13 protein-coding genes and 1 riboswitch are annotated in these 13,198 nt (G+C 39.8%); of the genes, 7 read left to right on the top strand and 6 right to left on the bottom strand.

The window, feature by feature from the left end; all coding sequences use genetic code 11:
- On the top strand, nucleotides 1-480 hold the full coding sequence (gene ytkD / locus AB7942_RS12490; protein WP_369447087.1) for an RNA deprotection pyrophosphohydrolase: 480 nt from the start codon (nucleotides 1-3) through the stop codon (nucleotides 478-480).
- Between the two features lie 21 nt (nucleotides 481-501).
- On the opposite strand, the gene AB7942_RS12485 is transcribed toward ytkD, so the two are convergent.
- Genes AB7942_RS12485 through AB7942_RS12475 form a run of 3 tightly spaced genes read right to left on the bottom strand, consistent with a single transcriptional unit; the run spans nucleotide 502 to nucleotide 3,051 of the window.
- A complete protein-coding gene (locus AB7942_RS12485) occupies nucleotides 502-1,308 on the bottom strand; it encodes an ABC transporter permease (RefSeq protein WP_369447086.1) in 807 nt (268 codons plus the stop codon).
- Nucleotides 1,289-2,065, bottom strand: a complete 777-nt coding sequence (locus tag AB7942_RS12480) for an ABC transporter ATP-binding protein (RefSeq protein WP_335398895.1) — start codon at nucleotides 2,063-2,065, stop codon at nucleotides 1,289-1,291. Before AB7942_RS12480 ends, AB7942_RS12485 begins: the two co-directional genes overlap by 20 nt.
- Nucleotides 2,066-2,085: 20 nt before the next feature.
- Nucleotides 2,086-3,051, bottom strand: a complete 966-nt coding sequence (locus tag AB7942_RS12475; RefSeq protein ID WP_483310871.1) for an ABC transporter substrate-binding protein — start codon at nucleotides 3,049-3,051, stop codon at nucleotides 2,086-2,088.
- Between the two features lie 175 nt (nucleotides 3,052-3,226).
- Here AB7942_RS12475 and AB7942_RS12470 point away from each other — a divergent pair, with 175 nt between their 5' ends.
- Both AB7942_RS12470 and AB7942_RS12465 read left to right on the top strand, forming a co-directional pair.
- Nucleotides 3,227-4,021, top strand: coding sequence for an alpha/beta hydrolase family protein (locus tag AB7942_RS12470; protein ID WP_369447085.1), 795 nt, complete (start codon nucleotides 3,227-3,229; stop codon nucleotides 4,019-4,021).
- Between the two features lie 37 nt (nucleotides 4,022-4,058).
- Nucleotides 4,059-4,301 (top strand): DUF2584 domain-containing protein, encoded by a 243-nt coding sequence (locus tag AB7942_RS12465; RefSeq protein ID WP_088089328.1) that lies wholly within the window; start codon nucleotides 4,059-4,061, stop codon nucleotides 4,299-4,301.
- 44 nt (nucleotides 4,302-4,345) lie between these two features.
- Here AB7942_RS12465 and pckA read toward each other — a convergent pair whose 3' ends face one another.
- Nucleotides 4,346-5,932 carry a phosphoenolpyruvate carboxykinase (ATP) gene (gene pckA, locus AB7942_RS12460; protein ID WP_369447084.1) on the bottom strand — a complete coding sequence of 529 codons (1,587 nt, stop codon included), beginning with the start codon at nucleotides 5,930-5,932 and terminating at the stop codon, nucleotides 4,346-4,348.
- A gap of 251 nt (nucleotides 5,933-6,183) precedes the next feature.
- Nucleotides 6,184-6,323: riboswitch (SAM riboswitch) on the top strand.
- A 200-nt stretch (nucleotides 6,324-6,523) separates the two neighbouring features.
- Here pckA and metK point away from each other — a divergent pair.
- Nucleotides 6,524-7,723 carry a methionine adenosyltransferase gene (gene metK, locus AB7942_RS12455; RefSeq protein WP_335711868.1) on the top strand — a complete coding sequence of 400 codons (1,200 nt, stop codon included), beginning with the start codon at nucleotides 6,524-6,526 and terminating at the stop codon, nucleotides 7,721-7,723.
- A 280-nt stretch (nucleotides 7,724-8,003) separates the two neighbouring features.
- Nucleotides 8,004-9,908: an asparagine synthase (glutamine-hydrolyzing) gene (gene asnB / locus AB7942_RS12450; RefSeq protein ID WP_335711867.1), complete on the top strand. Its 1,905-nt coding sequence runs from the start codon at nucleotides 8,004-8,006 to the stop codon at nucleotides 9,906-9,908.
- 129 nt (nucleotides 9,909-10,037) lie between these two features.
- Here the strand turns inward: asnB and AB7942_RS12445 are convergent, their stop codons facing one another.
- Complete coding sequence (locus AB7942_RS12445) at nucleotides 10,038-10,550, bottom strand: gamma carbonic anhydrase (RefSeq protein ID WP_335711866.1); 513 nt, start codon at nucleotides 10,548-10,550, stop codon at nucleotides 10,038-10,040.
- Nucleotides 10,551-10,697: 147 nt separating this feature from the next.
- Between AB7942_RS12445 and AB7942_RS12440 the strand changes: the two genes are divergently transcribed.
- On the top strand, nucleotides 10,698-11,501 hold the full coding sequence (locus AB7942_RS12440) for an alpha/beta hydrolase (RefSeq protein WP_088089323.1): 804 nt from the start codon (nucleotides 10,698-10,700) through the stop codon (nucleotides 11,499-11,501).
- Nucleotides 11,502-11,518: 17 nt separating this feature from the next.
- Nucleotides 11,519-12,601 (top strand): tetraprenyl-beta-curcumene synthase family protein, encoded by a 1,083-nt coding sequence (locus AB7942_RS12435; protein ID WP_179195933.1) that lies wholly within the window; start codon nucleotides 11,519-11,521, stop codon nucleotides 12,599-12,601.
- Between the two features lie 21 nt (nucleotides 12,602-12,622).
- On the opposite strand, the gene mnmM is transcribed toward AB7942_RS12435, so the two are convergent.
- Nucleotides 12,623-13,195, bottom strand: a complete 573-nt coding sequence (mnmM, locus tag AB7942_RS12430; RefSeq protein WP_369447083.1) for a tRNA 5-(aminomethyl)-2-thiouridylate-methyltransferase MnmM — start codon at nucleotides 13,193-13,195, stop codon at nucleotides 12,623-12,625.
- Nucleotides 13,196-13,198: the final 3 nt, after the last annotated feature.

The raw sequence follows: 13,198 nt of genomic DNA, 5'->3' as shown, positions 1-13,198 counted from the left end.
ATGATGCGTTTTTTAGATGAAAATGGGAATCCTGTAGAATTGTCTTTTTTACCAAATGCTTTCGAAGAGGCAGCAAAGCATGTGTTAGTCATTTGCCAGTATGGGGAAGAATGGCTATTGACGAACCATAAAAAAAGAGGACTTGAATTTCCCGGTGGAAAAATGGAATCAGGGGAAACTCTTGAAGAGGCAGCACAACGAGAAACCTATGAGGAGACAGGCGCAATCCTAGGTGAGCTAAAATTTATTGCTGAGTATAAATTTACCGACCCGATGAGGTCTTATGTGAAGGCTGTCTTTTGGGGAAAGGTCGCTAGGGTTGAAGAAACGACAAGTTACCATGAAACCAATGGTCCTGTTGTTGTTAGAGGAGATATATTACAGCAGCGATTTGGGGATGATTACAGCTTTATTATGAAAGACCAAGTCGTCGAGCAATGTGTTAAACTCATTCAAAAGGTACAAAACAAAAAAGAATAGCAGAAAGTATTTGACAATCCACTATTCTTTGATAATTTTTTTCTCTAATAATTCAACAAGCTGGTACATAATGGTAGCAAATACCGCGATAACCAAAAGTGATAAGAAAACAAGTGTAAAATTAAATACTTGGAAGCCATAAATGATCATGTATCCAAGTCCTCTAGAGGATACAAGGAATTCACCTACGATCACACCGACCCAAGACAGACCGACATTTACCTTTAGAGTAGAAATAATCGTTGGAAAACTAGCGGGGAGGATAGCTTCTTTGAAGCATTGCCAACGAGTTGCTCCGAAAGTTTGGAGTACTTTAAGATAATTCGGATCCACCTCTTTAAATGAGGTATATACCACAATGGTGGTAATGATAATTGAGATAATCGCGCCCATGGCAATAATCGATGAATACCCAGGACCTAGCGCCACAATCAAAATGGGCCCTAATGCGACTTTCGGCATGGCATTTAAAATAACAAGATAAGGATCAAGCACCTTTGAAATTATTGGCGACCACCAGAGAATAGCAGCTAATATCGTACCCAGTAGTGTGCCTAGAATAAATCCTAGGACGGTTTCCGTTAAGGTTACGCCAATATTGCTAACTAAAGTTCCATCCTGAATTTTTTCCAGGAGTAAGTTCCATATCTTTGAGGGAGAACTGAAAAGAAGCGGGTCAATCCACTGCTTTTGACTAAACAATTCCCAACTAGAGAAAAAGACGATAAAAATGATCGCCTGATAAAATCCGACCCATCTTTTTTCAACCTGCAGTGATTGAATATAATTTTTATGGAGGAGTTCCAGCTTATTCTTTTTCTGGCTCAAGAGACTCCAACTCCTTCCATATGGTTTGAAAGATACTTGAAAATGCCTCATGATTTCTTGCTTCAAATGGGGATATATTTCTTAGTTCCTCCGGCATTGTAAATGTTTTATAAATTCTTCCGGGGCTTGGTGAAAGCAGAAAAACGCGATCGCTCATGGCAATAGCCTCACCAATATCGTGAGTAACGAGAATAGCTGTTTTTCCAAAATCATCTAATGTTTGTGAGACTAAATCCTCCAATTTAAGCTTGGTTTGATAATCAAGAGCGGAAAAAGGCTCATCAAGCATAAGCAGTTTTGGTTCTGTGGCAAGCGTCCGGACGAGAGCCACCCGCTGCCTCATACCCCCAGATAATTGCCTAGGAAGCTGTTTTTCCACCCCGGTTAATCCGATTTGGCTTAACAGGCCAAGGGCAGCCAATCTCGTTTTTTGATTCAACTGCTTTGATAACTTCAAACCAATCAGGATATTCTCTTCAATCGTTTTCCAAGGGAACAAATAATCTTGTTGGAGCATATAACCGATTTGGTTTTTTGCGGTAGTTACCGGCTTTTTTTCTAACAAAACAGTACCTTGCGTTGGTTTAAGCAAACTAGAAATAATGGAAAGCAGAGTCGTCTTACCACAGCCGCTGGGGCCGAGGAGGGAGACAAACTCGCCCTCCTCCACTGTTAATGAAATATCGGAGAGGGCCGTGGTGGCAGAGGCTTTAGTGAAATAGGTGTGATGAATATTTTGAACGGTCAAAAAGCTCATAAGGACGGCCTCCCTTTCCTTTATTCTTTTATTATCTTGTCAGCAATCTCTGTATTTACAAGTGTTTGATGATCTACTTCTTTTGGCAGTACTCCTGCTTCGTTCATGATGTTTTGTAGATTGTTCCACTCCTCTTGGTCAAGGATAGGATCTGTTGCAAAGGAGCCTTGACTTTTATAGCGTTCAACAACTGTGGTCATAATTTCTAAATCTGTATCTGGAAAAAACGGTTCCACCGCTTTGGCAATTTCCTCAGCACTGTGCGACTCTACCCATTGTTGAGCTTTGTAAATTGCTCGTGTGAACTTTTCAATCGTTCCTTTATTTTCTTTCATATAGCTTTCCTTGGACATAAACGTAGTATAGGGTACGTGGCCAGATTCTTTACCGAAGGAAGCAACAATATGACCTTTTCCTTCTTTTTCAAAAATACTTGCCGTTGGCTCAAATAATTGCACAAATTCGCCCGTTCCAGAAGCAAATGCATTGGCGATATTGGCGAAATCAATATTCTGGATTAAGTTCAAATCCTTTTGTGGATCAATTCCATGCTTCTTTAAAACAAATTCACCAACCATCTGTGGCATGCCGCCTTTACGTTGGCCTAAGAAGGTTTTTCCTTTTAGGAGATCCCATGAAAAATTATCAATCTTTTCTCTAGCAACGAGGAAAGTACCATCAGTCTGGGTTAATTGTGCAAAATTGATGACGGGGTCGTTTGCTCCTTGGGCATAAACGTAAATCGATGTTTCTGAACCAACTAGGGCAACGTCGGCCCCCCCAGAAATCAGAGTAGTCATGGTTTTGTCTCCGCCGGGTGTTGTTGTTAGTGTGACGTCTAAACCTTCAGCTTTGAAAAATCCTTTGGCTAGGGCAACATACTGCGGGGCATAGAAAATCGAACGGGTAACTTCAGCGATTCGAACTTTCTCAAGTTTCTTTGTTTCATTTTTTGTGGAGCTATTACAAGCGACAAGTGAAAACATAAGTATAGTGATGAGCAGAAAGGAGAAACTGAATTTTAACGATTTTTTCATGAAGCGAGCCTCCTTAGTTATCATAAAAAATCTGGGCTAATTGCCTAAGATATCGTATGAGGAGGAGAAAAATGTGTGAATGCCTAGAGAGAATAAATTTTATAAAAAAAGGGAAGTTTTGCTGATGAGCCAATACAATGATGGAAAGATTGTTGATATCACGCGCTTTCCTTCTCCAAATCCCAATATTGAATTAAAAGTAATCACTTACCTTTCCAATGGATTACGAGTGAAAGGAATGCTTGCGGAACCGATTGGGGAAGGTGAGTATGATGGATTCCTTTATTTACGCGGCGGCATTAAAAATGTTGGTAAAGTTCGACCAGCAAGGATTGCCCAGTTCGCAGCGGAGGGCTTTGTTGTTTTTGCGCCTTATTATCGTGGAAATCAAGGTGGGGAAGGCAATGAGGATTTTGCCGGGGACGACAGGGAAGACGCCTTTTCCGCCTTTTTGCTGTTAAAATCTATGCCCAGAGTACGTGATATACATATATTTGGGTTCTCGCGGGGTGGAGTAATGGCGCTTTTGACAGGAATTGAGTTCCCTGAGACCGCGTCTGTTGTCAGCTGGGGCGGGGTCAGTGATATGTCCCTCACCTATTTGGAACGTAAAGATTTACGGAGAATGATGAAGAGAGTCATTGGAGGAACCCCTCAGAAATTTCCGGAACGGTATCAAGACAGGACCCCTCTTTATCAAATAGAAAAGATGACAGCCCCTGTCCTGATTATCCATGGTGTTAAAGACGGAAATGTTTCGGTGGAGCATGCGTATCGTCTTGAAAGAAGGCTGAGGTTAGTAGAAAAACCAGTCGATGCATGGTATTTTAACGAATTTACACATTACTTCCCACCAGCAGTAAATAGAAAAGTCGTGAATGATTTAACGAAGTGGATGAAAAGTCATCGCAAAAGATGATAATATATAGGTATTACAAGTAGAGGAGCGGATGTTTATGGGTATGCCTCTTGAGTTAAATACGATGATAGTAACTAAAGGTAGAGAGAAACGAGTGGAAGAAAACGTCTTTTTGCTAGAAAAAGAAGGGTACAGACTTTATCCAATTGAGATTCCGATTGATGTAAGAAAAACAATCGATAGTGATTCAAGTGGTACCGCATTGATAAAAAAAGTTGAATTGCAAAAGAACAGCACGACCATAACCTATCAATTAATTTCATTAAATTCGACTAACTGATTATGTAAGAAAGCCCATATCGAATCGATATGGGCTTTCTTACATTATGCTATTGGACCGCCTTTTTCTTCAATATCACGTGAAACATTAGTGAATTTTTTAAAGTTTTCGCGGAACTTTGCAGCTAATTCTATTGCTTTCTTTTCATATACTTGCGAATCGGACCAAGTTTTAATCGGCTGCAGGACTTCGTCTGGTACACCTGCAATATGGAGCGGGATATTTAATCCAAAGATCTCGTCCTTGACAGTCTCTACATGGTTTAATTCTCCCTCAAGAGCGGCTTCAACCATAGCGCGCGTGTAGGAAAGTTTCATTCGATTACCGACCCCATATTCGCCGCCGGTCCAGCCAGTATTGACTAGAAAAACATTGGCATTGTGCTCAAGTATTTTTTCACCGAGCATTTCTGCGTAACGAGTCGCAGGCAGCGGCAGGAATGGAGCACCAAAGCAAGTGGAGAAGGTAGCTTGTGGTGAAGTTATTCCACGCTCTGTTCCGGCTAGTTTTGAGGTGTAGCCACTTAAAAAGTGATACATTGCTTGTTCCTTTGTTAATTTTGAAATTGGAGGCAATACTCCGAATGCATCAGCGGTTAAAAAGACAATCGTATTTGGGTGGCCAGCGATACTTGGTTGAACAATATTATCAATTGCGTCAATCGGATAAGCGGCACGTGTATTTTCGGTCAACGTTCCATCTTCATAATCAGGGATTCTTGATTCCTGGTTCAATGTTACGTTTTCTAGGACAGTTCCAAAGCGGATGGCATCAAAAATTTGCGGCTCCTTTTCACGAGAAAGATTGATACATTTTGCGTAGCAGCCCCCCTCGATATTAAAGACACCATTGGAGGACCAACCGTGCTCATCATCCCCAATTAATCGACGATTGGAATCGGCTGATAAGGTTGTTTTGCCAGTTCCAGACAAGCCAAAGAATAAAGCAACATCGCCTTCAATCCCAACATTTGCAGAACAATGCATGGAAAAAATATTGTTTTCAGGCAGTAAATAATTCATTACAGAAAAAATCGACTTTTTCATTTCACCTGCGTATTCTGTACCACCTATTAAAACAATTCTTTTTTCAAAAGAAATCATAATAAAAGCTTCCGAGTTGGTGCCATCGATAGCCGGATCTGCCTTGAAATTAGGTGCAGAAATAACGGTAAATCCAGCATCATGGGCAAGAAGTTCATCATCAGACGGGCGAATAAATAACTGGTGTACAAATAAATTTTGCCAAGCTAATTCATTTACCACTTGGATGGATAAACGTGATTTTTTATCAGCACCCGCAAATCCTTTAAAAACAAAGATCTCATTTTTCTGTTGTAAATAATTAATGACCTTTTGATAAAGCTTTGTAAAAACCGGTTCTGAAATTGGTTGATTGGTCGTGCCCCATTCAATTTTGTCTTTAGTTGAATCTTCTAAAACAATGAATTTATCCTGTGGAGACCGGCCAGTATATTTTCCAGTAACGACACTAATAGCTCCCGTAGAAGTTAGTGCTCCTTCATGTCGGGTTAAGACTTTCTCAACTAATTGAGGAACAGATAATTGCACATGAACATGACTTTCATTTAACAATTGATTTAATTCATTAGGAGTATCAACAGAATTCATTTAATGAGACCTTCCTTTATTTTAGTTTTTATGTTGTTAATAATATAAAAAGTATAACACATTAGCCGAATTGATGTATCCTATTTAACTAAATTTATATATTATAAAACTTTAATTGAAGATATAAAAAATATTTATAAATAGAGACTAACTTACTTCGTATTATTCCCATTTTGTTGTGAAAGACATTTCTTAAAAAATTCATTGACATTGTTGGGCAGTGTGATATTATTCTAATTTGAACGGATACTCTCTTATCCTGAGCTGGTGGAGGGACAGGCCCAATGAAACCCAGCAACCTGCAGTATGAAAAGATTGACCACTTAAAAGGTCCTTTTCAGGATGCGAAGGTGCTAATCTGACGCAAGGCTTTGACCTTGAACGATAAGAGCGAAAGGCCCGGAACAACCTTTCCTCTCTGGTAAGGTTTTTTGTTTTGTATAAGTCCTTTATGAAAAGAGTCTCTAATAAAAATCCTTTGTTTATTACATACTAAGGGAATGAGTACCGTATCAAATTCTCGATGTTTAAGGAAGTATTCCTGTAACCTTCCTAAAACCTCGATTATCTCATATTATAGGAGGAATTCAGATGTCAACAAAACGTCGTTTGTTCACTTCTGAATCAGTTACTGAGGGTCATCCTGATAAGATCTGTGACCAAATTTCTGATTCCATTTTAGATGCTATTTTAGCAAGGGATGCTAATGCCCGTGTTGCGGCTGAAACTTCAGTAACAACAGGACTAGTGCTAGTAGCAGGAGAAATCACCACATCTACCTACGTGGATATTCCAAAAATTGTTCGTGAAACGATTAAAAACATCGGCTACAATCGCGCGAAATTCGGTTTTGACTCAGAAACCTGTGCTGTTTTAACATCTATTGATGAACAGTCTCCAGATATCGCGATGGGTGTTGACCAAGCTTTGGAAGCGCGTGAAGGTCAAATGTCCGATGAACAAATCGAAGCAATTGGTGCAGGGGACCAAGGTTTAATGTTTGGTTTTGCTTGTAATGAAACTAAAGAGCTTATGCCTCTTCCCATTTCACTAGCGCACAAACTTGCTCGCCGTTTAACAGAAGTACGTAAAGATAAGGTTCTTGATTACTTACGTCCAGACGGAAAAACACAAGTAACGGTTGAATATGATGAGAACGATAAACCAGTACGCATTGATACGATTGTTATTTCCACTCAACACAATCCTGAAGTTGAGTTAGAGCAAATTCAACGTAACTTGAAGGAATATGTTATTAATCCGGTAGTTCCAAAAGAATTAATCGATGAAAAGACAAAATACTTTATTAATCCAACCGGCCGTTTCGTTATTGGCGGACCACAAGGGGATGCTGGCTTAACAGGCCGGAAAATCATCGTAGATACGTATGGTGGATATGCTCGCCATGGCGGTGGTGCCTTCTCTGGTAAGGATCCTACAAAAGTGGACCGATCAGCTGCCTACGCAGCACGTTATGTTGCTAAAAACATCGTGGCTGCTGGCCTTGCTGATAAGGTAGAAGTTCAACTTGCTTACGCTATTGGTGTAGCAAGACCTGTTTCGATTGCTGTTGATACGTTTGGTACAGGTAAAGTAAGCGAAGAGGTGTTAGTTGACCTTGTAAGTGAAAACTTTGACCTTCGCCCTGCAGGTATCATTAACATGTTGGATCTTCGTCGTCCAATTTACCAACAAACAGCAGCTTACGGTCACTTTGGCCGTACTGATGTGGATCTTCCTTGGGAGCGCACAGATAAAGTAGAAACATTACGCCAACAAGCAAATCTATAAAACGTTATGGGGGTTACATTCTACATGTAGCCCCCGTTTTTATTTCTCCGTCTATTTACCTGTATAGTAATTCAATTAGTGAATAAAATGTAATGTTTAAGCAGGTCAAAAGAAGTGAAAAATGATGATATTAAATTTGCCTATTGTTCACAGTGCAATTTTTATATAAAAAGTGGTAGTATTAGAGAGTATGTTTTTCTGTCTAGCTCCAGCGCAAGGCGTTTGGGATTTGGAGCAATACGTCCTTTTAAAGGATATTTAGAATGAGGTGAAGTACATAATGTGTGGTTTTATCGGTTGTGTACACGACAAAACACAAAACTATAGTGATGAGCAAAAACAACAATTTAAAAATATGAACGATATTATAACTCATCGCGGGCCGGATGATGATGGTTTTTATTATGATGATCATATCCAATTTGGTTTCCGCCGTTTAAGTATCATTGATATTGAGAGTGGTCATCAACCGCTTACGTATGAAAATGAACGGTACTGGATTATCTTTAATGGTGAAGTTTATAACTATGTTGAACTGCGCGAGGAACTATTGAGTGAAGGATTAACCTTTTCAACAAGCTCCGATACCGAGGTTATTATTGCACTCTACAGCCATTTGAAGGAAAAAGCCGTCGAAAAACTACGCGGAATGTTCTCCTTTGTCATATGGGATAAACAAGAACAAACTCTTTATGGCGCACGTGATCCGTTCGGGATTAAACCGTTTTTTTATTTTGAAGATGGTGAAAGAACATTTTTTGCCTCTGAGAAAAAGAGTATTCTCTTGGGTCTCGAAAATGATGTTCTTAATTATGATTCCTTGCAGCATTATTTGACCTACCAATTTGTTCCTGAACCAACCACCATGTCAGATGGTATTAAGAAATTAGAGCCAGGTCATTTTTTTACCAAAAAGATTGGCTCACCAATGGAAATCAAAAGATATTGGAAAGCACACTTTAAACCAGTTCACAAATCAGAACCTGATTTTATCAAGGAAATTAAAGATGTCCTGTTCGATTCTGTAAAAATGCACATGCGCAGTGATGTTCCAGTAGGCTCATTCCTTTCTGGCGGGATTGATTCTTCGATTATTGCATCGATTGCAAAAGAATATCATCCTGCGATTAAAACCTTTTCGGTAGGTTTTGAGCATAATGGATTCAGTGAAATTGATGTCGCAAAAGAGACAGCTGAGAAGCTTGGTGTCGAAAATATCAGCTATGTGATTTCACCGCAGGAATATATGAATGAAATTCCAAAAATCATGTGGCATATGGATGATCCGCTGGCAGACCCTGCTTGTGTCCCGCTTTATTTTGTTGCCCGTGAAGCGAGAAAACACGTAACCGTTGTTCTTTCAGGTGAAGGTGCGGATGAATTATTTGGCGGCTACAATATTTATCACGAGCCGCAATCCTTAGAGGTGTTTAATAAAATTCCGAAAGCAGGAAAAGTGCTTTTAAAAGGGATCGCGGGTATGATGCCTGAGGGAATGAGAGGAAAAAGCTTTATCGAACGCGGTGTAACGCCAATGGAAGAACGTTACATTGGTAATGCGAAAATGTTTACCGAAGAAGAAAAGCGCGAACTACTAAATGTCTATCGTGAAGGATTAGACTATACAGATATAACGAAGCCGCTTTACGCCGAATCTCGTGGTTATGATCCTGTTGACCGGATGCAGTATATTGATATCCATACCTGGATGCGCGGCGATATTTTGCTGAAGGCCGATAAAATGACGATGGCTCATTCCTTAGAACTTCGTGTGCCATTCCTTGATAAAGCGGTCTTCGAAGTGGCATCAAAAATTCCGACTAGCCTGAAAACAGTGCATGGAACGACGAAGTATATCTTACGTAAAGCAGCCGAAGGTGTTGTACCTGCCCATGTACTTGATCGGAAGAAACTTGGGTTCCCTGTACCAATCCGTCATTGGTTAAAGGATGAAATGAACGAATGGGCGAAGAAGATCATCCGCGAAAGCAACACGGATCATTTGATCAATAAATCATATGTGCTTCAATTGCTTGAAGACCATTGCCAGGGTAAAGCCGATAACAGCAGGAAGATTTGGACTGTGCTGATGTTCATGGTATGGCATCAAGTATATGTTGAAGATGTCTATTCCTTTCAACGTGATTATGCACTAGAAAAGGCCCTGCAAGCATCGAAAAATTAATCGTAAAAGCACCCAAAATTTCTTGGGTGCTTTTGCTTTTTCTCTGTTACAATTGCCAAGTTGATTTCCGCTCCAATCAACTTGGCAATAAAATCAACAATGACCTTTAACACAGCCTATTTTTAAGAATTATGATTGGATCGACTTATAATATTGTCCCTTTTCTGCATATTCTTTAGAGATTCTTACCATATCTTTTATGTCTTCTGGTGTTAATTCTCTAATAACTTTTGCCGGTCTGCCAAATGCTAAGGTATTAGGGGGAATTTTTTTCCCTTGCGGAACCAAACTGCCGGCTCCAATAAAAGCACCCTCGCCGATTTCAGCATTATCAAGAATGATGGAACCCATTCCTATTAACGCTTTTTTTCGAATGATACAACTGTGTAGAATAACCTGATGGCCAATCGTTACTTCATCTTCTAAAATTAGCGGGTTATTAGGGCTTTGGTGTAAGATAGAATTATCTTGTATATTTACTTTCTTACCAATAATGGTTGGGGCTACGTCCCCTCTGATAACGGTGTTAAACCAAACACTTGATTCATCGCCAATTTCAACATCACCGGTAATCGTCACATAGTCGGCAATATAAGCAGTATCAGCTATGAGGGGGTACTTCCCTTTAAATGGATAAATCATTATTCTCGCTCCTTTTGTATGATGATTCTATTTTATCGGAAGTATGAAGTAATTCACAAAAAATTTGTCTTTTTTATTAAAAAAGGACTAAAGATAGTTTGAAATTTTTCCAACAATAGGTAATAACTAATTCCAGGGGGGAAAACTATGTGGAAGTGGGAAGCAGAAGGAGAAGCGAAGGCTGTAATCGTGATCGTCCATGGCGCTATGGAACATCATCGCCGTTATGGCTGGCTGATTGAAATGTGGCGTTCGGCTGGATTCCATATCATTATGGCAGATCTTCCGGGGCAAGGGATGACAACAAGAGCAAACCGCGGCCATATTAATTCCTTCGATGAATATATTTTCGAGGTGAAAGATTGGATACAGGCTGCTTATCGTTATGATTTACCAGTCTTTTTACTTGGTCACAGTATGGGTGGCTTGATCTCAATCCGTCTCTTACAGGAAGAAAGACTGAATGTCGCTGGAGTCATTCTTTCTTCCCCGTGTTTAGGGTTAATTCATACTCCTTCCAAATTTTTAGATATTCTATCGCATGGTCTGAATTTGGTTTTCCCTTCACTTCGAATGAATTCCGGATTGACGGTTCAAATGGCGACAAGAAACGAAGAAGTAAGGGAAGCCGATTCAAATGATACTCTCTATATTACAAAGGTATCGATCAGATGGTATCGGGAACTGGTAGGGGCGATAAAAGAGGCATTTCAAGACCTTGAAAAAATACAGGATATTCCCATGCTTGTCATGCAAGGTGGAGATGACAAAATTGTAAATAAAGGCACCGTAAAAGAATGGTTCAATCATGTTCCATTATCTGAAAAAAGATTTAAGGAATGGCCGAAATGTTACCATGAAATCTTTAATGAACCAGAGCGGGAAGAGGTATTTGAGTATGCAAAGGATTTTGTTTTAAGTCAATTAAAAGCAATAGGTTATATTGTTTAGAAAGGTTGTCGGTTTCAATGATGCCAATCACCCTTATGTCTAGGGTCTATCGCAAAATACTTCCAGCAGTACACAAAGAATTGGCTTATTGGAAAAGCCGTGCTGAAAACATTCCGAATGCGGAGCTAAGAACCCAAGCTCTTGCAAGCATTGAGCATAAAACATTCCATTGTGAAGGTGGAGCCATCCTCGCACTAACTGCTAAAGAGGACTATAAAAAAGCCATAAAATTTATCGTTGCCTATCAAACCATCAGTGATTATCTAGATAATCTTTGTGACAGAAGTACCTCTCTTGATCCTGAGGATTTTGCAACACTCCATGAATCGATGTCAGATGCATTTGTTCTACAGGCTGGCAAAAAAAACTATTACCGGCTCCGCGCGGATCAGGATGATGATAATTATTTGAATGATTTATCGGAAACCTGTCGTTCTGTCCTTAGGGAAGTAAATAATTATGATGGAATCAAAGATTATTTGCTTGAGCTTTGCCAATACTATTGTGATTTACAAATTCACAAGCATGTAACTCAAGAGGAGAGGGTTCCTCGTCTTGAAAAATGGTTTCAAAACAACAAATACCAGCTGCCTGAAATGGAATGGTATGAATTCTCGGCATGTTCCGGTTCTACCTTAGGAATTTTTTGCCTCATATCCTATGCGCTTCGTGATGATTTTCAGCTGAGTGATGCAGAAAATATCAGGAAGGGGTACTTTCCATATATTCAGGGCCTACATATTCTATTGGATTATTTTATTGATCAAGAGGAGGACATCGCGGGAGGGGACTTGAATTTTTGTTCCTATTATCAAAGTGAGGAAAAACTTTTTCAGCGGTTGAAGCATTTTGTGGTTGAAGCTGACCGACACACGGAATACCTTCCGCATAAGAACTTCCATCGCCTGATTAATCGCGGTCTGTTAGGAATTTATTTATCAGATGCCAAGGTCCGCAAACAGAAAAATGTTCGTAAACTGGCAAAAGGCATTATCAAGTCGGGCGGCTGGATTAGCTATTTCTTTTATTTCAATGGTCTTGCCTACCGTTCTATGCAAAAATCAGTACCAGCATTTGTCACAAGGTTAATCACAAAATAAACCAGGCGCGAGCCTGGTTTGTTATATTTTTTCAATCGCAATAATAAATGCTGGATGATTTTGTTGATTAATAAATTGGTATTGGAGCACATGTGCCGTTTTCTGGTCCATTTTCTGGCAATAGGCAAGCAAAGAATCCCGCTCCTCGACACCGCCTTTGTGACCTTGATAAATAACAAGCACGATGATTCCTTCAGGTGCCATGATCTCCAATAGTTGTTGAATGGCAGCAATCGTTGTTTCAGGACGGGTTACAATTGCTTTATCACTGCCAGGAAGATAACCTAAGTTAAAAATCGCACCTGAAATCTTACCGTGATAGTTGGTTGGAATCAATTTGAAGAGATATTCATGTCCGGAATGAAATATTGTAGCTCGCTCTGACAGGCATTTCTGTTTCAGACGTGCCTTGCTAGCAACAATGGCTTCATTCTGAATATCAAATCCAAATACTTGCCCTGATTCACCAACAAGCTCTGCTAAGAAAACAGTATCATAGCCATTTCCTACTGTCGCATCAATAACGACATCCCCAGGTTTAACAGCTTTAATGAGTAAACTTTTCGCAAACGGAAGAATCTTATCTATGTTCATTGT

It is taken from the genome of Neobacillus sp. BF23-41 (assembly GCF_041106275.1).
The sequence above is the reverse complement of the archived record's forward strand: the minus strand, read 5'-3'. Positions and strand labels throughout refer to the sequence as shown.